The 19,426-nt window shown below is 67.2% G+C and carries 22 protein-coding genes; 12 read left to right on the top strand and 10 right to left on the bottom strand.

All coding sequences use genetic code 11. The features are described 5' to 3' along the window. The 5 genes from ACN4F8_RS02520 to ACN4F8_RS02500 form a co-directional block, all read left to right on the top strand. The coding region (locus ACN4F8_RS02520; protein WP_419472147.1) for a BON domain-containing protein at nt 1-411 on the top strand (411 nt) is incomplete at its 5' end. Between the two features lie 40 nt (nt 412-451). Continuing rightward, complete coding sequence (locus ACN4F8_RS02515) at nt 452-763, top strand: BON domain-containing protein (protein WP_419472146.1); 312 nt, start codon at nt 452-454, stop codon at nt 761-763. A 129-nt stretch (nt 764-892) separates the two neighbouring features. Continuing rightward, a complete protein-coding gene (locus tag ACN4F8_RS02510) occupies nt 893-1,297 on the top strand; it encodes a response regulator (RefSeq protein ID WP_419472145.1) in 405 nt (134 codons plus the stop codon). 46 nt (nt 1,298-1,343) lie between these two features. Then, on the top strand, nt 1,344-2,711 hold the full coding sequence (locus ACN4F8_RS02505) for an ATP-binding protein (RefSeq protein ID WP_419472144.1): 1,368 nt from the start codon (nt 1,344-1,346) through the stop codon (nt 2,709-2,711). A gap of 37 nt (nt 2,712-2,748) precedes the next feature. Next, the gene (locus ACN4F8_RS02500; protein ID WP_419472143.1) at nt 2,749-3,387 is read left to right on the top strand and encodes a PolC-type DNA polymerase III; all 639 of its coding nucleotides are present in this window, start codon (nt 2,749-2,751) and stop codon (nt 3,385-3,387) included. On the opposite strand, the gene ACN4F8_RS02495 is transcribed toward ACN4F8_RS02500, so the two are convergent. After that, nucleotides 3,368-3,865: a hypothetical protein gene (locus ACN4F8_RS02495; RefSeq protein ID WP_419472142.1), complete on the bottom strand. Its 498-nt coding sequence runs from the start codon at nt 3,863-3,865 to the stop codon at nt 3,368-3,370. The two genes, ACN4F8_RS02500 and ACN4F8_RS02495, sit on opposite strands and share 20 nt — an antisense overlap. Nucleotides 3,866-4,022: 157 nt before the next feature. Here ACN4F8_RS02495 and ACN4F8_RS02490 point away from each other — a divergent pair, with 157 nt between their 5' ends. Next, entirely contained in the window at nt 4,023-5,126 is a 1,104-nt protein-coding gene (locus ACN4F8_RS02490) for a 3-deoxy-7-phosphoheptulonate synthase (protein ID WP_419472141.1), read from the top strand. Between the two features lie 61 nt (nt 5,127-5,187). On the opposite strand, the gene infA is transcribed toward ACN4F8_RS02490, so the two are convergent. The 8 genes from infA to ACN4F8_RS02450 all read right to left on the bottom strand — a co-directional run bounded on the left by infA (nt 5,188) and on the right by ACN4F8_RS02450 (nt 9,876). After that, nucleotides 5,188-5,442: a translation initiation factor IF-1 gene (gene infA / locus ACN4F8_RS02485; protein WP_056265133.1), complete on the bottom strand. Its 255-nt coding sequence runs from the start codon at nt 5,440-5,442 to the stop codon at nt 5,188-5,190. 28 nt (nt 5,443-5,470) lie between these two features. Next, nucleotides 5,471-5,740 (bottom strand): hypothetical protein, encoded by a 270-nt coding sequence (locus ACN4F8_RS02480; protein ID WP_419472140.1) that lies wholly within the window; start codon nt 5,738-5,740, stop codon nt 5,471-5,473. A gap of 490 nt (nt 5,741-6,230) precedes the next feature. Further along, entirely contained in the window at nt 6,231-6,491 is a 261-nt protein-coding gene (minE, locus tag ACN4F8_RS02475) for a cell division topological specificity factor MinE (protein ID WP_056265121.1), read from the bottom strand. Nucleotides 6,492-6,494: 3 nt separating this feature from the next. Beyond that, on the bottom strand, nt 6,495-7,310 hold the full coding sequence (gene minD, locus ACN4F8_RS02470; RefSeq protein WP_419472139.1) for a septum site-determining protein MinD: 816 nt from the start codon (nt 7,308-7,310) through the stop codon (nt 6,495-6,497). 35 nt (nt 7,311-7,345) lie between these two features. Beyond that, nucleotides 7,346-8,110 (bottom strand): septum site-determining protein MinC, encoded by a 765-nt coding sequence (gene minC / locus ACN4F8_RS02465; RefSeq protein ID WP_419472138.1) that lies wholly within the window; start codon nt 8,108-8,110, stop codon nt 7,346-7,348. A 403-nt stretch (nt 8,111-8,513) separates the two neighbouring features. Next, on the bottom strand, nt 8,514-9,086 hold the full coding sequence (locus ACN4F8_RS02460; protein ID WP_419472137.1) for a Spy/CpxP family protein refolding chaperone: 573 nt from the start codon (nt 9,084-9,086) through the stop codon (nt 8,514-8,516). A gap of 74 nt (nt 9,087-9,160) precedes the next feature. Continuing rightward, a complete protein-coding gene (gene cueR / locus ACN4F8_RS02455) occupies nt 9,161-9,673 on the bottom strand; it encodes a Cu(I)-responsive transcriptional regulator (RefSeq protein WP_419472136.1) in 513 nt (170 codons plus the stop codon). Between the two features lie 5 nt (nt 9,674-9,678). Then, entirely contained in the window at nt 9,679-9,876 is a 198-nt protein-coding gene (locus ACN4F8_RS02450) for a heavy-metal-associated domain-containing protein (RefSeq protein ID WP_419472135.1), read from the bottom strand. 112 nt (nt 9,877-9,988) lie between these two features. Between ACN4F8_RS02450 and ACN4F8_RS02445 the strand changes: the two genes are divergently transcribed. Next, a complete protein-coding gene (locus ACN4F8_RS02445; RefSeq protein ID WP_419472134.1) occupies nt 9,989-12,259 on the top strand; it encodes a heavy metal translocating P-type ATPase in 2,271 nt (756 codons plus the stop codon). Between the two features lie 88 nt (nt 12,260-12,347). Then, nucleotides 12,348-12,944 (top strand): hemerythrin domain-containing protein, encoded by a 597-nt coding sequence (locus ACN4F8_RS02440; protein ID WP_419472133.1) that lies wholly within the window; start codon nt 12,348-12,350, stop codon nt 12,942-12,944. On the opposite strand, the gene ACN4F8_RS02435 is transcribed toward ACN4F8_RS02440, so the two are convergent. Next, complete coding sequence (locus ACN4F8_RS02435) at nt 12,892-14,292, bottom strand: aspartate aminotransferase family protein (RefSeq protein ID WP_419472132.1); 1,401 nt, start codon at nt 14,290-14,292, stop codon at nt 12,892-12,894. The genes ACN4F8_RS02440 and ACN4F8_RS02435 overlap by 53 nt on opposite strands. A 95-nt stretch (nt 14,293-14,387) precedes the next feature. On the opposite strand from ACN4F8_RS02435, the gene ACN4F8_RS02430 reads away from it, so the two are divergent. The 4 genes from ACN4F8_RS02430 to ACN4F8_RS02415 all read left to right on the top strand — a co-directional run bounded on the left by ACN4F8_RS02430 (nt 14,388) and on the right by ACN4F8_RS02415 (nt 19,271). Then, nucleotides 14,388-15,599 carry a YbfB/YjiJ family MFS transporter gene (locus ACN4F8_RS02430; RefSeq protein WP_419472131.1) on the top strand — a complete coding sequence of 404 codons (1,212 nt, stop codon included), beginning with the start codon at nt 14,388-14,390 and terminating at the stop codon, nt 15,597-15,599. Nucleotides 15,600-15,620: 21 nt separating this feature from the next. Beyond that, entirely contained in the window at nt 15,621-16,925 is a 1,305-nt protein-coding gene (locus ACN4F8_RS02425) for a hypothetical protein (RefSeq protein ID WP_419472130.1), read from the top strand. A 110-nt stretch (nt 16,926-17,035) separates the two neighbouring features. Beyond that, nucleotides 17,036-17,965: an agmatinase gene (speB, locus tag ACN4F8_RS02420; protein ID WP_419472129.1), complete on the top strand. Its 930-nt coding sequence runs from the start codon at nt 17,036-17,038 to the stop codon at nt 17,963-17,965. 1 nt (nt 17,966) lies between these two features. After that, entirely contained in the window at nt 17,967-19,271 is a 1,305-nt protein-coding gene (locus ACN4F8_RS02415; protein WP_419472128.1) for an NAD(P)/FAD-dependent oxidoreductase, read from the top strand. Nucleotides 19,272-19,426: the final 155 nt, after the last annotated feature.

Below are 19,426 nucleotides of genomic sequence, written 5' to 3'. Positions count from 1 at the left end.
GCCGCCGCTGCGGCCACCGTGCTGATCGCCGCCTGCGGCGAGAAAGTTGACGACACCACCGTGGGCCAGCAGGTCGACAACTCGGTGGCCACCGTGCAATCGGCCGCCACGGAGATGAAGAACGACGCCCAGGTGGCCGCCAACGACATGCAGGCCGCTGGCGCCAAGGCCGCCGACAACGTGGCCGAGAGCGCCACCGACATGGCCATCACCGCCAAGGTGAACGCCGCCCTGGCCGCCGACGACAAGCTCAGCGCGCTGAAGATCGACGTGGACACCGAAGCCGGCAATGTGGAGCTCACCGGTACCGCGCCCGACGAAGCTTCGCGCCAGCGCGCCACCACCCTGGCCGCCGCCGTGGACGGCGTGGTGACGGTGGAGAACCGCCTGACCGTGGCGAAGAACAGCTGACCATTCGCCACAACAACCATTTCGACACCTGGAGGACACCATGAAAATTGCACACGCCGTGCTGGCCGTTGCGGCCACCGTCTCTCTCGTTCAACTCACCGGCTGCGCGGTCGCCCGCGACCAGCAGACCGTGGGCTCCTACATCGACGACGCCACCATCACCACCCGGGTGAAGGCCCGCATGGCCGAGGACAAGTCGGTCAGCGCCACCTCGATCAGCGTGGAAACGCTCAAGGGCACGGTGCAGCTCTCGGGCTTTGCCAAGTCGACCGACGAGCGCGCAACCGCCGAGCGGATCGCCCGATCCACCCCCGGCGTGCAAGCGGTGCGCAACGACATCCTGGTGCGCTGATCACGGCCCTGCCTTACGCGCTGTAGGACGTCGCCTACAGACGCGACGGGCTTTTTCAACGACGCTCACAGGGGCGCGCGACGCAGCAATGCATCGGCGCCCCGGCTTCGTTTTCACAACCACACCGCCATGCCCCCGCTGAAAACCTTCATCGTCGAAGACAACAAGGTCATCTACGACAACCTGGTCTCCACCCTGCAGGAGTTGACCGAGGTGGAGGTGGTGGGCCATGCGATCGATGAGATGGGCGCGGTGCGCTGGCTGCGTGAAGACGGCGCCGCGCTCGATCTCCTGATCGTCGACATCTTCCTGCGCTCGGGCTCGGGCCTGGGCGTGCTCAAGGCGGCGCAAGACGCCCGTCTGGGCGCACGCACCGTGGTGCTCACCAACTACGCCACCGCCGACATCCGCCAACGCTGCGCGGTGCTCGGTGCCGATCGCGTGTTTGACAAATCGTGTCAGCTGGACGACCTGATTGCCTATTGCGCCCGCGTGTCCGATGGCTCGGCCACGCAACCGGGTGAGCTGCGTTAGATTCAGAACCACAAGGCCAGCGCCACGCGGGGCCACCGGAGCCGGAATGATCAAGTCGTCGATCGAGCGCGTGGCGCGCACGCGGTATGTGATGCCGGTGGTGCTGGCCCTGGCGGTGGTTGCCGTGGTGGTCATCGAGGGCGCGTTCCAGCATTCCCGCGCCACGCTGGCCCAGGGCATCGCACTGACCGACGCCAGGCTGCAGGCCGGGCACGTGCTGCAGCACCTCACCGATGCCGAAACCTCGGCGCGCGCCTTCCTCATCAACGGCCAGGCGGCCGACCGCGACGACTATCGAAAATCGATCGGCCTGCTGGCCGAAGCGCAGCGCGGCGCCTTCCAGCTGATCGCCGACGTGGACACCCTGCGCACCGTGTCGGTGGAGGCGGTGCGCATGCGCATCCAGGCCCGCGTGACCGCCATGGAGCAGTGGATGGACGCGGCCGAGCGCGGCCAGCGCACACAGGCCCGCCTGATGGCCAGCAGCGACCGGGGCCGCACCAGCTACGCCGACCTGCGCGGCGAATTCGATCTGGTGCTGGGGCGTGCCGCCGCGCTGCAGGACAGCGCGCGCGCCTCGCTCTTCGACGCCATCATGTTCAACCGCGTGGCGCTGCACCTGCTGGTGCTGATCTCGGTGCTGGGCCTGGTGCTGTTCACACGCCAGCTGCGCTACAGCGACGAGCAGAAAGCGCGCGAGAGCCAGTACCTGGCATCGCAGGTGGCGCTGCGCACCGCCGAGTTGCGCGAGCTCGCCGGGCACCTGGTCAACACGCGGGAGGACGAGCGCGGTCGTCTGGCACGCGAGCTGCACGACGAACTCGGCGGCCTGTTCACCGCCATGAAGCTGGAGCTGGCGCGTCTGCGCCGCGTGACGGAGATGCCCACCTCCGCGCTGGAGCGCATGGGCGGCATCGAGCAGCGCCTCAACGAAGGCATTGCGGTGAAACGCCGCATCATCGAAAACCTGCGCCCGTCATCGCTGGACCAGCTCGGTCTGGTGCCCGCGCTGGACGTGTTGTGCCAGGACGCGGCCAGCAGCCTGGGCATCGCTGTGCACACCGGACTGCAAGCCGCGAGCCTGGACAAGGAATGCGAGCTGACCGTCTTCCGGCTGGTGCAGGAATCGCTGACCAACATCAGCAAGTACGCACGGGCCCGACAGGTGTGGGTGGATCTGGAGCCCCGGGGCGACTGGGTCCGGGTGAGCGTTCGCGACAACGGCTGCGGCTTCAACGCGGCCAACGTGCCGGCCCGCCACCACGGCCTGATCGGCATGCGCGTGCGCGTGGAGTCCCACGCCGGGCACCTCACCATCCACAGCAGCCCGGGACAGGGCACGCACATCGTGGCCGAACTGCCCTGCAAGGCACAGACCGAGGCCGATGCGCAGGAAGCGTCGCAGCAAGGCTAAGCTCACGGCTTTCCTTGCTGCCGCCGCGCCGTCCTTCATGCCCTCTCCGATCGCCGTCATCGACTTTGAAACCACCGGCATCTCGCCGTCTCTGGGGGACCGCGCCACCGAGGTGGCCATCGTCATCACCGAGCAGGGCCGGGTGGTGGACCGGTTTCAAAGCCTCATGAACGCCGGTGTGCGCATTCCGTCGTTCATCACGCAGCTCACCGGCATCACCAACGACATGGTGGCCCGGGCGCCCGCCGCCGAGACCGTGATGCGCGACGCGGCACGCTTCGTCGGGCCGGTGCCGATGGTGGCGCACAACGCGTCTTTTGACCGCCGCTACTGGCAGGCCGAGCTGGCGCTGGCCGGCGAGCCTGCGCCCCACGCCTTTGCCTGCACCGTGCTGCTCTCGCGCCGGCTGTACCCGCAGGCACCCAGCCACAAGCTGGGCTCGCTGGTGGATTTTTTTCATCTGCCGCGCACGGGCCAGGCCCACCGCGCCATGGCCGACGCCGAGATGGCGGCCGAGCTGCTGGCGCGCATCCAGCACGACCTGCACACGCAGCATGGTGTGGATCGGCCGGACCACGATTTCCTCATGGGACTGCAGCGGTGCGCGCGCAACCAGTTGCCGCGCTTCTTCAGCGCGCGGCGAGTTCCCGAAGCGATCAGTTCACGCGCAGCTTGAACTGCACGATCACCGCACCATCCACGTTCTTGATGGACGGGATCAATCCGATGTTGAGACCAAAGCGCTCGCCCTCGTAGGTGGCCATGGGCAGCGCGGCGAAGAAATGGCCGCCCCGGTTCATGGCCGGATAGCCATTCATCAGACCCACCGCCGCACCCAGCTTGAACGGTCCGACCGTCCAGGGTTGCCAGTTGACCGCCGCGTAGGCCGTGTTCTTGCGAACGCTGTTGTAGTAGCTGCCCGCCATGTACGAGATTTCAGGACTGGTCCGGTATTCGATGCCGATGCCCAGGTTGTTCTCGTTGTAGCCGGCGTCGCGGTGAAAGTGACGCGAGAAGCCGCCCACGTTGAGCCAGAGCTGGGCGTTGGACACCGGGGTGAGGTCCAGCGTGGTGGACGACGACTCGGCATGCGCAGCGGGCGCAGCGAACGCCAGGCCCACCCACAGGGCGGCAACGGAGGGCATGTTTTTCATGGGAGACCTTTCAGACGGTTGCGCTGAAGGCAGCGCTGTTCATGTGTTTCGGTCTGGACCCGGCACTTCTTGAATCGGGCAAGCCGCAAAATAGGCACCCATCACCACGCAATTGCGGCCTTCGCCGCCCTTCCCCTTCCGCCGGCCGTCCATCCCCATGAAAACCCACGCCACCACCCCTTCCACGCTGGACACCACCCGCATCGACGACCTGCGCATCAGCGCGGTTCGCCCCCTGATCACGCCCGCCCTGCTGCAGGAGTGGCAACCCGCCAACGCCGACGCCCAGGCTGTGGTGCAGCACAGCCGCGAGGCCATCTCGCGCGTGTTGCACGGGCAGGACGATCGCCTGGTGGTGGTGGTCGGGCCGTGTTCCATCCACGACCACACCCAGGCCATTGACTACGCCCACCAGCTCAAGGAACAGGCCGACGCACTGCAGGACGACTTGTTGGTGGTGATGCGCGTGTACTTCGAGAAGCCGCGCACCACCGTGGGCTGGAAGGGCTATATCAACGACCCGCACCTCGATGGCAGCTTTGCGATCAACGAGGGCCTGGAAATGGCGCGCACCTTGTTGCTCGACATCCTGGCGCTGGGCCTGCCGGTGGGCACGGAGTTCCTGGACCTGCTCAGCCCCCAGTTCATCAGCGATCTGGTGAGCTGGGGCGCGATCGGGGCGCGCACCACCGAGAGCCAGAGCCACCGCCAGCTCGCCAGTGGTCTGAGCTGTCCGGTGGGTTTCAAGAACGGCACCGACGGTGGCGTGAAGGTGGCGTCGGACGCGATCCAGGCCGCCCAGGCCTCACACGCCTTCATGGGCATGACCAAGATGGGCCAGGCCGCGATTTTCGAGACGCGTGGCAACGACGATTGCCACGTGATCCTGCGCGGCGGCGCACAACCCAACTACAGCGCGGCCGATGTGAGCGCGGCCTGTGCCTTGCTGCACAAGGCCGGCTTGCGCGAGCAGGTGATGGTGGACGTGTCCCACGCCAACAGCAGCAAACAGCACAGCAAGCAGATCGAGGTGGCGGCGGACGTCGCTGCTCAGGTGGCGGCGGGCGATGGTCGCATCGTGGGCGTGATGATCGAGAGCCACCTGTTTGAAGGTCGGCAGGACATCGTGCCGGGGCAGGCGCTGCGGGTCGGCGTGAGCGTCACCGATGCCTGCATCTCGTTCGAACAAACCGTGCCGGTGCTGCAAGGCCTGGCCGCGGCCGTGCGTGCGCGCCGGGCGCGCACGAGCGCCACCGTGTAAGGCGGCGCACAAAGCAAAACAGCGCCGGCCCGGGCGCTGTCAAAACCGACTCAGAAAAGGATCAGCGCGGCTTGCGCGGCACCATCGGGCCGCGGCCTTCGATGTGGCGGAAGTTGATGCGGCCCTTGGTCAGGTCGTAGGGCGAGAGTTCGAGCGACACCCGGTCACCCGCGAGGATGCGGATGTGGTTTTTCTTCATCTTGCCGGCGGAATACGCAATCAGCTGGTGACCGTTGTCCAGCGTCACACGAAAGCGCGTGTCGGGCAGCACCTCGTTGACGATGCCCATCATGTCGATCAGTTCTTCTTTGGCCATGGTGTTTCCTTTGCTTGAAGTGTACGGTTCAGTTCGGGCGGGCCGCCAGACGGGTGGTGTCGTGCACCCAGTCGATGCCCTGCGCCAGGCCGTAGTCGGCAGCGGCGGCGTGGGTGGGAAAGGCGCTGTCGAAGCGCATGACGCGGGCGGTGGACGCGCTGCCGACACCGCTGGCAATGGACACCTGGGCAGCAAACTGGCCGCCGGGCAGGGCGCGTGGCATGGCCGCGATGCGGTACTTGCCCACGGTGAGTGGGGAGGGAATCGTGGTCGGAATCGTGGAAATCGTGTGAATCATCAAAAACATCGTGGGGCCAGGGCGCGTGGCGTTCGCCACTGCGTCGGAAAGACCCGAATCAAAAAATCAAGAACCATTGGCAGCCCCAGCGCCGGGGTGTCTCACCGCCTGATCCGGACACGGGTCGAGGCAAGAAACCATCGACCGGACCGGCGCACGAACCACGGCAGGGGTTCGGGCAAAGCAGGGAGGGAAAGGCCACGGTGCTGTGAGAGAGCGGGGTGGCGCACCTTGTAGGGGCTGGACCAGCAGCCCCTCTGCCGGGGGCGGTGCGTTTGGGCCCGGAGGCTTGGACGCGGCTGGTCGCTCAAGGCGAACGCGCATGATAGCACGCCAACACTTTTCTCACCCGCAGTGCGCAACGTGGGGGCAGCGGACCACGCGCAGCGGGGGAGCGTGGGGGCCAACGAGCCAGCCGCCGGGCCGCCCCCAAGGCAGGCTCAGCCCCCTCGGGGGGCAGCGACCCGCGCAGCGGCGGAGCGTGGGGGCCTTATTTCCTGTCGGGCAATTCGATCTTGACTTCGAGCACGTCCAGGTTGTCCTGGCGGTCGAGCTGGACCTTGATGTCGTCCGGGTTGATCTTGATGTACTTGCTGATCACCGCGACCAGCTCACGCTGCAGCGCGGGCAGATAGTCGGGTTCGGACGCGCTGCGGCCGTTGCGCTCGTGGGCCAGGATGATCTGCAGCCGCTCCTTGGCGACGCTGGCGGTTTTTTTCTTCTCGCCGAGCAGAAAGGAAAAGATCGACATGCGTCATTTCCCCCCGAACAGGCGTTTGAAGAAACCGGTCTTCTGCGCATCGATGAAGCGCAGCGGCTTGTCGGCGCCCAGAAAACGGTCGATCACGTCGCTGTAGGCCTCGGCCACGTCGGTGCCTTTGAGGTGGATGGCCGGCGTGCCCTGGTTGGACGCGGTCAGCACGTTTTCGCTCTCCGGAATCACGCCGATGAGTTTGATGCGCAGGATGTCCTGGATGTCTTCGAGCGAGAGCATCTGGCCGTCGGCCACACGCGTGGGGTTGTAGCGCGTGATCAGCAGGTGTTCCTTGATGGGTTCCTTGCCTTCAATGGCGCGCTGGGTCTTGCTGCCCAGCATGCCCAGGATGCGGTCGGAGTCGCGCACGCTGGAGACTTCGGGGTTGGTGACGATCAGTGCTTCGTCGGCGTAGTGCATGGCCATCAGCGCGCCGGTTTCGATGCCGGCGGGCGAGTCGCAGACGATGTACTCGAAGCCCATGGCGGACAGGTCGGTCAGCACCTTGTGCACGCCTTCCTGGCTCAGTGCGTCCTTGTCGCGCGTCTGGCTGGCGGCCAGCACGAACAGGTTGTCGCACTGCTTGTCCTTGATCAGCGCCTGATTCAGGTTGGCTTCGCCCTGGATCACGTTGATCAGGTCGTACACCACGCGGCGCTCGCAACCCATGATCAGGTCGAGGTTGCGCAGGCCGACGTCGAAGTCGATCACGGCGGTCTTGTGGCCACGCAAGGCGAGGCCGGAGGCAAAGCTGGCGCTGGTGGTGGTCTTGCCCACACCGCCCTTGCCGGAGGTGACGACAACGATTTTGGTCATGGTGAAGGTCCTTCTGTTCGAAAAATGGGGGTGGATCAGGCGCTGATGGCCTCGATCAGCAGCTTGTCGCCGTCGGGTCCGGGCACCAGGCGCACCTGCGCCGTTTTGCCCTGGATCGATTCGGGCAGGGCCACCTCACTGGTGCGGTAAATGCCGGCAATGGAGATCAGCTCGGGCGCCATGCCGAGTGCAAAGATGCGCGCGTCGGCGTTGCCGCGCGCACCGGCAATGGCCTTGCCGCGCAGCGGTGCGTACACATGGATGTGGCCGTCGGCAATCACCTCCGCACCGGGGTTGACCATGGCCATCACCACCAAGTCGCGCCCACGCGCGTAGATCTGCTGGCCAGAGCGCAAGGGCTTGTCGATCACCAGGGCGCCGGGCGCGGGTGCCGGCGTGGCCACCGGTTCCTGAGGGGCAGAAATCTCGGTGGGCTGCACAGCGGGTGCGGCGCGCTGCACCGACGCATCAGGCGCGTTCGTGAGGCCAGCGGCCAGGGCCAGACGGGTCTGTTCGATGGTGCCGCCACGCACGGCCAGCGGCACCAGGCGGTATTGGCGCAGCAGCGCCTGCAAGGCGCCGAAATCGGGCAAGGCGTTGGCCTCGGCCACGTTCAGCGGGTGCAGGTCGATGACCAGCGGGTCGTTGTCGAAGAAGTCGGGCATGTCGCCGAAGCGCTGGGTCAGCTCCTGCGCCAGGCGCTCCAGGTTGGACGACTTGAGCATGAGCGCCACCAGGGGCAGGTGCGCGCTCTTGATTTCGAAGGTGGTGGGCGCGTTTCCTGCGAGGGCAACAGACATGGGCGAAACAGGCTCACAAAAAAGGCAGTCGGCGCGGGCGGTGCGCAGCACCGGGGTCGGTCGTGAAGCGGCGCAGTTTAACAGCCGGGCCGCGGCCCCCCGGCAAGCGCTTGTGCCCAGGTGTCAGGGCATGTTTCACAGGCATTTCTCAACAAGCCTGTGTATATCTTTTGAACAACCAACGACTTATCCACAAACCCAGTGCGTTTTGGGCAGTTGTCCTTTTTTGCGTGGTTCGGGTCCAGGGTGCTCCACACAGACTTGGCACGGATGCAAGTCCTTGATCCGACAGGAGAAAGGGCGCTTGTCCACAGCGGACAGCGCCCTCTACTACTACTGCTATCTTGAATTAAAAGAATTCATAAGAACAAGAAACACAGAAAGCCATCGGCTTTGCAGCCGATCAGACCGTGCCGCTCATGCGGTGGTGGCCACCGCCGTGGTGGTTGTGGTGTCCCTTGCCGTGGCCTTTCATGCCGGCGCGCTGAAAACCCTGCATCTGTTTCGCATCGAATACTTTCTGCTGCTCGGCGTTGAGCGCGGCGTAGAAACTCTTGATCGCGTCGTGGAGTTGAGCCATGCGGGCATCGCGCTCGGCTTTCAGGGCCGCCATCTTGTCCAGCCGCTGGGGCGTGGTCAGCTTGGACCAGTCTTCCCGCGGACCCTGGCGGGCCGGACGGGCTTCGGGTGCGGTGCGCGCCACAAAGGCGTTCCAGGCGGGTTCCTGCTGGGCGGTGATCTTCAGTTCGGCTTTCAGGGCCGCCCGGCGTTCGGCCATGTGTTTCTGCATGCGGGCCAGGCGCTCGGCGCGTTTGGCGTCGCGCTGGCCTTCCTGGGCGCCTTCCTGCGCCTGCTGGGTGGAGGCCGGTGCTGCGGGAGCTGCCGTGGTGTTCTGGGCGATGGCGGTGGCCGAGAGGCCGGCAAAGGCGGCTGCCAGGGCAGCGGCCATCAGGGCGCGCTTGGGAATCGATGTCATGTTCACTCCTTGTGACCGTTGAAGAAGAGTCACCACAGCTTGGGTCGGTGGGCTGTGGAATGGCTTCAGTGTGGTCAGCGGGTGTTTCTGCGCGGTGCGGCCGGTGTGGCGGGCTTGTAAAGTTTTGTGCCTGTTTGCGCTGCTGCACAGAGCGGTTCGGCCGGGTGGGCCAGGTCGTCCAGGATCGGGCAGTCGGGTCGCCCGTCGCCCGGGCACAGGTTCATGAGGCCGCCCAGCGTGCGCTGCATGGCCTGCAGGGCTTCGATGCGCTGGGTCAGGTCGCCCAGGTGTTTTTGCGTGATTCGCTTGACGCTGGCGCTGCTGCGTTTGCGGTTGTGCCAGAGGCTCACCAGCTCGGCGATGGCGTCCAGGCCAAAACCCATGTCGCGTGCGCGGCGGATGAAGCGCAGCGAATGCACATCGGCCAGGCTGTACTGGCGGTAGTTGCTGTCGGTGCGCACCACATCGCCCAGCAGACCCAGGGTTTCGTAGTGGCGCAGCATCTTGGGCGAGATGCCGCTGAGTTCGGCGGCCCGTCCGATGTTCACCGGCCAGGCGGTCCGGTGGTCGATGTCATCCTCTTTCATGGCACTCAGACCGCCACCTCGTAGCCCTCTTCGCGAATGGCTTCGGCCACGGCATCGCGGGGCTGGGTGGTGTTCACTTCCACGCGGTTTTGGGCCCGGTCGATGGTGACCTGCGCCTGGGGATCGAGCAACTTGATGGCGGTGGTCACGGCTTTTTCGCAATGACCGCAGGTCATGCCCTGCACGGTGAAGATTTCATTCATGGTGATTCCTTGAATGGGTTGAAAAGATCCATTGTCATCCTTGACATGGTGTGAAGGTCAAGCGAATGAAAGTGCTTGACCTTCCCACGGTGGTAAAGCTTATGCTGACCCCATGAACACGATCACCACACCCGTTGCCCCTGCCCAGATCGATCTGGGCATTGGTGGCATGACCTGCGCTTCTTGTGTGCTGCGGGTCGAGAAGGCTTTGAAAAAACAACCCGGCGTGCTGGACGCCACGGTGAACCTGGCCACCGAATCGGCGCGGGTGCTCTTGAAAGAGGGTGAGACACCCGAGTCGGCGGCACGCATCAAACGTGCGGTGCGCGACGCGGGCTATGAGCCCCGAACGATGGAAGCCATGGATGAAGCATCCGATGCGCGCTGGATGGGTGTGCCGGTCGATTTTCTGCCGGTGTTGATCGGTATCGTGCTGTCGGCACCGCTCGTGTTGCCCATGGTGGGTGATCTGTTCGGTCAGCATTGGATGCTCTCGGCCTGGATGCAGTTCGTGCTGGCCACGCCGGTGCAGTTTGTGCTGGGTGCGCGCTTCTACCGCGCTGGATGGCACGCGCTCAAGGCGCGCACCGGCAACATGGAGCTGCTGGTGTCCATCGGCACCACGGCGGCCTGGGCGCTGTCCATGTGGCTGTGGTGGCGCTCGGAGCCGGGCGAGATGCTGCACCTGTACTTCGAGGCGTCGGCGGTGGTGATTACGCTGGTGCTGCTGGGCAAGTGGCTGGAAGCGCGCGCCAAGCGCCAGACCACCAGCGCCATCCGCGCCTTGCAGTCCTTGCGACCCGAGCGCGCGCACCTGCTGCCCGACGGCATCCGCCGCACCGAGATCACCGATGTGGCGGTGGACGAACTGCTGCCCGGCGATGTGGTGCGGGTGTTACCGGGTGAACGTTTTGCGGCTGACGGCACGGTGGTGCAAGGCAGCACGCAGGCCGATGAATCCATGCTCACGGGCGAGGCCATGCCGGTGCCCAAGGACGTGGGCGATGGGGTGACTGGTGGCTCGCTCAACGGCGAGGGCGCGGTCGATGTGAAGGTGCGCGCCATCGGCGCGCAGAGTGTGCTCGCGCAGATCATTGCGCTGGTGCAGGACGCGCAGGCCGGCAAGGCACCGGTGCAGCGTTTGGTGGACCAGGTGGCGGCCGTGTTCGTGCCGGTGGTGCTGGTGATTGCAGTGGTCACGATGCTGGGCTGGCTGTGGGCGGGTGCTCCGATGGAGGCGGCCTTGATCCACGCGGTGGCGGTGCTGGTGATTGCTTGCCCGTGTGCCCTGGGGCTGGCCACACCGGCGGCCATCATGGCGGGCACCGGTGTGGCGGCGAAACACGGCATTTTGATCAAGGACGCGCAGGCGCTGGAGATCGCACACCAGGTCGACACCGTGGCGTTTGACAAGACGGGCACGCTGACCGAAGGGCATCCTCGGTTGCTGGTGATCGAGGCAGCACCCGGGGTGGACGAGCTGGCCGTGTTGCAGGCCGCCGCAGCTTTGCAGGCGCAGAGCGCGCACCCGTTGGCGCGTGCGGTGATGGAAGCGGCTGCCGCCCGTTCTCTGGTGGTGTTGCCCGACGCCGCCACCGATGTGCAAGCGGTGTCGGGTCGGGGCAGCCAGGGTGTGGTGCAGGGCAGTGTGTTGGCGCTGGGCAGCTTGCGCTGGATGGACGAACTGGGTGTGGATCTGGGGCCGTTGTCCGACCGTGCGAAGGCCTTGCAACAACAAGGATCGACGGTCTCGGCGCTCGTCAGCCAGGCTGCTGGCAGCACCGTCTGGTCGCCCTTGGCCTTGCTGGCGTTTGGCGACGAACCCAAGGCGGGCGCGGCAGCCGCCATTGCCGAGCTGCGCGCCGCCGGCATGCGGCTGTTCATGGTGTCGGGCGACAACCAGGGCGCAGCCATGGCCATGGCCGCACGCCTGGGTTTGCGGGCCGACGCGGGTGAGGTGATTGCCGAGGTCTTGCCGGGCGACAAGGCGGCGGTGGTCAAACGACTGAAGGACGGCGGCCACGTCGTTGCAATGGTGGGTGATGGCGTGAACGATGCGCCCGCACTCGCAGCGGCCGACGTCGGCATGGCCATGAGCCACAGCCAGGGCGGCAGCTCGGACGTGGCCATGCACGCGGCCGGCATCACGCTGATGCGCGGTGATCCACTGATGGTGGCGGCCGCGCTCGACATCTCGCGCCGCACGGTCAGCAAGATCCGGCAGAACCTGTTCTGGGCCTTCGCCTACAACGTGGCCGGCATTCCGCTGGCGGCGCTTGGTTTCCTGAGCCCGGTGGTGGCGGGGGCGGCCATGGCGCTGAGCTCGGTGAGTGTGGTGAGCAACGCCTTGCTGCTCAAGCGCTGGAAACCGCCGCAGCGCTGAACGCCGTTTGTTGATGCAGGTCAATGCGCTCGCCGGGGTCTTGCGCGAAGCTTGGGCCACCCGAAAGAGGCCCGAGGAGACACCCCCCATGCACCACTCAGCCCTGCGCGTGATCCGGGACGAACACGCCAGCCTGGCCGCCATGTTGAAGTCGATGCTGCAGATGGTCCGGCGCGGGCCGGACGCCGACGGAAAACACGCGCCCGAGCAGTACTTCGATGTGCTGCGCGCCATGCTGTTCTATATCGACGAGTTCCCCGAAAAATTGCACCACCCCAAGGAATCGGACCTGCTGTTTCCGCGCATTGCGCGCGCGGCGCCGCACGTGATGGCGACCATCGAACGCCTGGAGAGCGACCACATGACCGGCGAGGTGCGGGTGCGCGAACTCATGCACCTGCTGATGGCCTGGGAGTACCTGGGCGAGACGCGGCGCTCGGCGTTCGAGACCGAGGCCACGCGTTATGTGCAGTTCTACCTGGACCACATGCGGCTGGAAGAAACCGTGCTGCTGCCCGAGGCCGAAAAGGGCTTGACCGATGCCGACTGGCACGCGCTCAACGTGGCCTTTGCCACCCACCGCGATCCGCTCAACGACAAGAGCGCGCGCGATCCGCAGTTCGACCGGCTGTTCACACGGATCGTGATGCGGGCGCCGAGCCCTGTGGGTGTTGGGGAGCCCTGAGCGCAGCGAGCAGTTCGTCGAACACGGCCAGCAGCCGCGCCACGTCATCGTGCGTGGTGGCCGGTGACACCAGCAGCATGCTGTGGAAGGGTGTGAGCAACACGCCGCGGTTGAGCATGAAGAGGTGGGTCAGCGCCTCCAGCTCGCCCTGTGCGTGGTCGCGCACGTCCTGCGCGTTGCGCGGGGTGTGGGCCATGAACTGCAGCTCCATGCGCGCGCCCAGGCGGGTGACGGTCCACGGCCACCCTGCGGTTGCGATGCGCTCGCGCAGGCCATGCTCCAACACCGCGGCCAGGTCCAGCATGTGGTCGTAGTTGGCGGCGGTGTGCAGGTGTTCCAACGAAGCTTGCAGCGCCGCCAGCGTGAGCGCATTGCCGGCGAGCGTGGTGCCGATGCCGCTGTGGCCTTCGGGCGCGGCGTTCTTGGTTTGCGCCATGCGCTCGGCCACGGTCTGCGTGAAGCCGTACACCGCGCACGGCAATCCGCCGGCCACGGCTTTGCCCACCACCATGAAGTCCGGCTCCAGTCGATGGGCGCGCGCGTAGCCACCCAGGGCGGTGGAGATGGTGTGGGTCTCGTCACACACAAAGAGAGTGCCGTGCTCGCGGCAGAGCGCACGGGCCTGTTCCCAGAAGCCGGGCGCGGGCGGCACCAGGCCGAAGTTGGTGAGCGCGGGCTCGGCCAGCAGGCAGGCCACGTCGCCGTGTTTCAACGCGGTTTCGAGCGCCGGCAGGTCGTTGAACGGCACCACGCGTGTGAAGGCCGCGTGGTTGTGCACCTGGCCCAGCACCGAGGGGCGTGGCAGCGTGTTGCCACTGGCCATATCGAGGTCGACCAGCGTGTCGTCCACAGCGCCGTGGTAACAACCATCGAACACCAGCAGCTGCGTGCGGCCGGTGATGGCGCGTGCCCAGCGGAGCACGAAGCGGTTGGCGTCGCTGGCCGACAAGGCCATCTGCCACATGGGCAGGCCAAAGGTGTTGGCCAGCAACGCGCCCACGGCGGCTGCGTTGGTGGCGGGCAACATGCAGGTGAGGCCGCGTGCGGCCTGCTCGCTGATGGCGCGGGCCAGCGGCACCGGGCTGTGGCCGAACATGGCGCCCGTGTCGCCCAGGCAGAAGTCGGCATAGCGCACGCCGTCGGCGCAGGTGAGGGTGGCGCCTTGCGCTTGCGCCACAAACAGCGTGGCGGGGCTGGGCCAGTCGCGCATCCAGTGCAGCGGCACGCCGAACAGGTAGTGCTGCTGTGCGGCGTGCGCCAGCGCCATGGACTGCGGGTGGCTGTTGATGAAACGTTCGCGTTCGGTGTGTTGGATCGCGCGCAGGGTGTCGGGGGCCAGGTCGTTCATGGCGATCAGCTTACGTCGGGCGCGGTGTTCGTTGTCGCCCACGGCGCAGTGGTGGGCTCGGCTCCGCCGGAATTGGCACCGACAATGGCCCGGCCATGAACCCACCCACCCCTGTGCCCGACCACACGCCTTACATCCGCTTGGCGCTCGCCTTGTCGCTCGGCGCTGCTGTGTCGCTGGGCATCACCCGCTTTGCCTACGGCCTGCTGCTGCCGCCCATGCGCGACGACCTGGGCTGGAGCTACACGCTGGCCGGCGCGATGAACACCTTCAACGCGGTGGGCTACCTCGTCGGCGCACTGGCCACGCCGTGGCTGATGCGGCGGTTTTCTCCAATGGCGTTGTTGATCGCTGGCTCGCTTGGCGCTTCGTTGTTCATGGCCTTGAGCGGCTTCTTCACAGCGGCCACACCCCTGCTCGCACAGCGCCTGCTGGCGGGTGTGGCCAGCGCCCTGGTGTTCATTGCGGGCGGTCTGCTCGCCGCGCGGCTGGGCGCGCGCCAGCCGCAGCGCAGCGGCTTTCTGCTCGGCATCTACTACGGCGGCACGGGGCTGGGCATCGTGATCTCGGCGCTGGGTGTGCCGCCGGTGTTGGCCGCCGCTGCGCAGCAGCCGCACGGCTGGGCCTGGGCCTGGTGGTTGCTGGCGGCGGTGTGCCTGCTCGCCACGGCCCTGATGGCCTGGCCCGCGCGGGTGCTGGGCAACCAGCCCGCGCCAGTGGCCAGCACGGCCGCAGGGCCTGCCCGCGTGTTCCGCGTGCGCGACTTTGCGTTTGCGCTCGCGGGGTACACCGGCTTCGGCGTGGGCTACATCGGCTACATGACGTTCGTGATCGCGCTGCTGCGCGAGCAGGGCAGCTCGTCGGCCGCCATCACCACCTTCTACGCCCTGCTCGGCCTGGCGGTGATCGCGTCGTCGCGCATCTGGGCCGGCTTGCTGGACCGCCACCGCAACGGCCAGGCGCTGGCGCGCTTGAACGCCCTGCTGGGGCTGGCGGCCATCGTGCCGGCGCTCACCAGTTGGCCGCCGCTGGTGATCGCGTCGGGCCTGCTGTTCGGCGGCGTGTTCCTCTCGGTGGTGGCCTCCACCACCGCGCTGGTGCGGCACAACCTGCCACCGGCCCAGTGGGCCGCGGGCATCAGCGCGTTCACCATCGTGTTCGCGGCCGGGCAGATCGTGGGGCCCACGGTGGTGGGCTTCATTGCCGACGGATCGAGCGGTGCCCAGGGCTTGCGCGAAGGCCTGGTGTTCTCGGCCGTGGCGCTGTGGATCGGTGCCGCCCTGGCCCTGCGTCAGCGCGCGCTCTGATGCGCTGGGCACAATCTGCCCATGCGTCGAATTTTCATCTGGACAGGGGTTGCGCTGGGGCTGGTGGCGGGGCTGCTGCTGCTGGCCGCGTTCGCCTTGGGCCAGTGGACCGGCAGCGATGGTTTTCGCCAGCGCGTGGAGCGCGAGGCCACCGCCGCGCTCGGCGTGCCGGTGAGCTTGTCGCGCGTGGCGGTGGACGTGTTTCCGCTGCCTGCGGTGGCGCTGGAGGGTTTGAACATCCAGGCCAGGCCGGCCCTCACGCTGGCGCGGGTGGAAGCGCGGCCGGCGTGGTGGGCGCTGTTGCAGGGCCGGCTCGCGGTGTCCACCCTCGTCGTGCGCGAGGCGGTGCTGCCGCAGGCCACCATCGTGATGCTGGGTGCGCGCATTCAAGACCCGGCCAAGAAGTCTTCGGCGCCCGGACCCGGTGACGAAACCGCAGACCTGAGCTGGCTGCCCCGCAAGATCGTGCTCGACAACGTGACCTGGATCGGCGCGCAGGGCCGCAGCAGCACGGTGCAGGCGGAGCTGGCGCTGGACGAGGACGGCTGGCCGGCCAAGGCCGCTGTGGCGGTGGTTCGCGGCGCGCTGGAAGGAACCGAGGCGGCGCTGCAACGTGAAGCCGACAACGCCACCGCGTGGAACCTGAAGGTGGACGTGGGCGGCGGGACGCTGCAGGGACCACTCAAGGTGACGCTGCCCGAGGCCAACGCCAAGGCGCGTGACCTGGTGTTCGAAGGCACGCTGGAAACACGCAGTGTCGAGGTCTCGGCGCTGACCGCGCCCAGCCGCACGCTCACCGGCCGGCTCGACGCCAGCACCACGCTGTCGGCGCGCATCAATCCCAAAGCGAGTGCTGCGTCGGTCACAGACGCGCTGCGCACCCAAACCCGCTTCACGGTGAACAACGCGGTGCTGCAGGGTGTGGATCTGGCCAAGGCGGTGGCCACGGTGGGTTTGTCGCGCGGCGGCAGCACCGAGCTGGACACGCTGGCCGGGCAGGTGCGCACGCGCGGGCAACTCGTCGAGCTGAGCAACCTGGTGGCCAGCTCGGGTGTGCTGGCGGCCACGGGCGAGGTGACGGTGGCACCCAGCAAGGCCCTGTCGGGCCGCGTGCGGGTGGACGTGACCCAAGGCGCCGGCGGCGGCGTGGTGGGTGTGCCGCTGGTGGTGGGCGGCACGGTGGACGAGCCCACGGTGAGCCTGAGCCGCTCGGCCCTGCTGGGTGCGGCCATCGGCACCGCGCTCATGCCGGGCGTGGGCACGGGCGCCGGCGCCAACCTGGGCGACCGCCTGGGCGAAGGCTTGAAAGACCTGTTCGGCAAGTGAACCGGGCCTTGGGGTGGACGCCGGTCACCGGGCCGAATTGGACTCACGCCCCCAGCCCCTCGGGGGGTATCTTCTGGCTCCAATTCGCCCCACCCCTTTGAGGACCAAGCATGGCCATGGGTCAGTTCGCATACGCCAACAGCAGCAACCGTTTCCTGGGCTGCGCGCCGCTGGCCGACCAGCCGTTTGCGGTGGCCGGTGTGCCCTTTGACGGGGTGGTGACCAACCGCCCCGGCGCGCGCTTCGGCCCGCAGGCGATCCGCGCGGCCAGCCTGATGCTGTGCGACGGCATTCACCCGGTGTTCAACGTGTCGCCGCTGGATCATCTGGGCGATGCGCTCGACATGCGCCTGCCCAACGCCTCGCCGCTGCCCGAGGTGCGCCGCCACATCGAGGCGCAGGCCACGGCGCTGATGGCGCAGCACCACTGCGTGTTTCTCGGTGGTGACCACTCGGTGACGCTGTCGCTGTTGCGCGCCTTGAAAGCGCGGCACGGAGGCGAGCCGCTGGCGCTCGTGCATTTCGACGCGCATTGCGACACCTGGAGCGACCACTTCGGCGAACCTTCGGGCCACGGCACCTGGACCTTTGAGGCGCTGCAGGAGGGCCTGGTGAGCGCGGCGCACACGGTGCAGATCGGCATCCGCTCCAGCGGTGAACGCGCGGCGCGCGAGTACGTGGCCGACCAGGGCGGGCAGATCTTCACCGCGCGGGCCTTGCGCGGGCTCGACGGCGCGGGGCTGCAGCCCACCATCGACGCGATCCGCGCGCGCATCGGCCAGCGGCCGGTCTACCTCACCCTGGACATCGACTGCCTGGACCCGGCCTTCGCCCCCGGCACCGGCACGCCCGAGCCCGGCGGCATGACGAGTTCGCAGGTGCTGACCCTGCTGGAAGAGCTGGCCGACCTGAACTGGGTGGGCATGGACTGCGTGGAGGTGGCCCCGGCTTACGACCACGCCGAACTCACCAGCAACGCGGCGGCCACGTTTGTGTGGACCTACCTGAGTGGTCAGGTTGCGAAACGCAAAGGTCTTTGACATGGCCTCGCTCATCGGCTCCGACACCCAGCTCAACCAGAAGAGTTACTACGAAGCCAGCGTGCAGCGTCCAGTGGCGTGCCCGGCGCTGGCCGAGTCGCTGAACGTGGACGTGGTGGTCGTGGGCGCGGGCTTCAGCGGCCTGAGCGCCGCGCTTGAACTCGCAGAGCGCGGGCTCTCGGTGGTGGTGCTGGAGGCCGAGCGCATCGGCAGCGGCGCGAGCGGGCGCAACGGGGGCCAGGCCATCGTGGGCTACGCGAGTGGCCAAGGGCCGTTTGAAGATCAACTGGGCCAAGAAGATGCGCAGCGCGCCTGGGACATGTCGCTGGAGGCCATCGACCTGATCGACGCGCGCATCGCGCAGCACGGCATAGCCTGCGACCGCGTGCATGGTTATGTGTACGTAGCCGACTCGGCGCGCAAGCGCAACGCCCTGCACGAAGAGATGGAAGGCCTGCAGCAACGCGGCATTCACATCGACTGGGCCGAAGGTGCCGACCTGCCGCGCCTGATCAACAGCCCGCGTTACGTGGCCGCGGCGCGCGAACAGCGTTCGGGCCACCTGCACCCGCTCAAGTACGCGCTGGGTCTGGCGCGCGCCGCGCAGGCCGCGGGCGTGCGCATCTTCGAACACTCGGCGGTGACCGGGTTGCAGCGCGGCGCCACGCTGGTGGCGAGCACCGCGCAAGGCCAGGTGACGGCGCGTTTTGCCGTGCTCGCGGGCAACTGCATGCTGCCCGAGTACGGGCCGGCGGTCGCGCCCGAGATCGCGCCGCGCATCATGCCGGTGGGCACCTACATCGTGGGCACCGCCCCGCTGGACCCGGAACTTTGCGCGCGCCTGATCCCGCGCAACGCGGCGGTGTGCGACAACAACTTCGTGCTCGACTACTTCCGCTTCAGCGCCGATCACCGCATGCTGTTTGGCGGACGTGTGAGCTACACCACGCGCACGCCGGCGAACCTCTCCGCCTTGATGGCAAGGCGCATGGCCGAGGTGTTTCCGGCGCTGGCACAGACACCGATCGAATTCGTGTGGGGTGGGTTTGTGGACATCAGCATGAACCGCGCGCCCGACTTCGGGCGGCTGGGTGACAACGTCTACTACCTGCAGGGGTTCAGCGGCCACGGTGTGGCGCTCACCGGGCTGGCGGGGCAGCTGGTGGCCGAAGCGGTGGCCGGGCAGGCCGGACGCTTCGATGTGTTCGCGCGGCTGCAGCACCACCGGTTTCCCGGCGGGCCGCTGCTGCGAACGCCCAGCCTGGCGCTGGGCATGCTCTGGCACCGCCTGCGGGATGTGCTGTAGCGGATTGAAAGGGCTAGAATTACAAATCTGAAGTTCAATTTCAAATTTGTAAGACCATGATCCCGCGCCTGGCCACCTCTACCCTGAAAAGGCTTGCGAAGGGGTTTCCCATCGTGGCGTTGACCGGGCCCAGGCAGTCGGGCAAGACCACATTG

This window comes from Hydrogenophaga sp. (assembly GCF_048549895.1).
Taxonomy (GTDB): domain Bacteria; phylum Pseudomonadota; class Gammaproteobacteria; order Burkholderiales; family Burkholderiaceae_C; genus Hydrogenophaga.
Note: the sequence above shows the minus strand (reverse complement) of the source record. Positions and strands in the feature narration are given on the sequence as shown.

Bases quoted from the DNA above. Each gene is read 5' to 3' on its own strand.
- speB (WP_419472129.1), top strand. From the start codon at position 17,036: ATGGCCATGGGTCAGTTCGCATACGCCAACAGCAGCAACCGTTTCCTG.
- ACN4F8_RS02460 (WP_419472137.1), bottom strand. From the start codon at position 9,086: ATGACATCGATTCCCAAGCGCGCCCTGATGGCCGCTGCCCTGGCAGCC.
- ACN4F8_RS02510 (WP_419472145.1), top strand. From the start codon at position 893: ATGCCCCCGCTGAAAACCTTCATCGTCGAAGACAACAAGGTCATCTAC.
- cueR (WP_419472136.1), bottom strand. From the start codon at position 9,673: ATGAAAGAGGATGACATCGACCACCGGACCGCCTGGCCGGTGAACATC.
- ACN4F8_RS02415 (WP_419472128.1), top strand. From the start codon at position 17,967: ATGGCCTCGCTCATCGGCTCCGACACCCAGCTCAACCAGAAGAGTTAC.
- infA (WP_056265133.1), bottom strand. From the start codon at position 5,442: ATGGCCAAAGAAGAACTGATCGACATGATGGGCATCGTCAACGAGGTG.
- ACN4F8_RS02435 (WP_419472132.1), bottom strand. From the start codon at position 14,292: ATGAACGACCTGGCCCCCGACACCCTGCGCGCGATCCAACACACCGAA.
- ACN4F8_RS02425 (WP_419472130.1), top strand. From the start codon at position 15,621: ATGCGTCGAATTTTCATCTGGACAGGGGTTGCGCTGGGGCTGGTGGCG.
- ACN4F8_RS02480 (WP_419472140.1), bottom strand. From the start codon at position 5,740: ATGATTCACACGATTTCCACGATTCCGACCACGATTCCCTCCCCACTC.
- minD (WP_419472139.1), bottom strand. From the start codon at position 7,310: ATGACCAAAATCGTTGTCGTCACCTCCGGCAAGGGCGGTGTGGGCAAG.
- ACN4F8_RS02450 (WP_419472135.1), bottom strand. From the start codon at position 9,876: ATGAATGAAATCTTCACCGTGCAGGGCATGACCTGCGGTCATTGCGAA.
- ACN4F8_RS02445 (WP_419472134.1), top strand. From the start codon at position 9,989: ATGAACACGATCACCACACCCGTTGCCCCTGCCCAGATCGATCTGGGC.
- ACN4F8_RS02515 (WP_419472146.1), top strand. From the start codon at position 452: ATGAAAATTGCACACGCCGTGCTGGCCGTTGCGGCCACCGTCTCTCTC.
- ACN4F8_RS02430 (WP_419472131.1), top strand. From the start codon at position 14,388: ATGAACCCACCCACCCCTGTGCCCGACCACACGCCTTACATCCGCTTG.
- minC (WP_419472138.1), bottom strand. From the start codon at position 8,110: ATGTCTGTTGCCCTCGCAGGAAACGCGCCCACCACCTTCGAAATCAAG.
- ACN4F8_RS02495 (WP_419472142.1), bottom strand. From the start codon at position 3,865: ATGAAAAACATGCCCTCCGTTGCCGCCCTGTGGGTGGGCCTGGCGTTC.
- ACN4F8_RS02500 (WP_419472143.1), top strand. From the start codon at position 2,749: ATGCCCTCTCCGATCGCCGTCATCGACTTTGAAACCACCGGCATCTCG.
- ACN4F8_RS02440 (WP_419472133.1), top strand. From the start codon at position 12,348: ATGCACCACTCAGCCCTGCGCGTGATCCGGGACGAACACGCCAGCCTG.
- ACN4F8_RS02490 (WP_419472141.1), top strand. From the start codon at position 4,023: ATGAAAACCCACGCCACCACCCCTTCCACGCTGGACACCACCCGCATC.
- ACN4F8_RS02505 (WP_419472144.1), top strand. From the start codon at position 1,344: ATGATCAAGTCGTCGATCGAGCGCGTGGCGCGCACGCGGTATGTGATG.
- minE (WP_056265121.1), bottom strand. From the start codon at position 6,491: ATGTCGATCTTTTCCTTTCTGCTCGGCGAGAAGAAAAAAACCGCCAGC.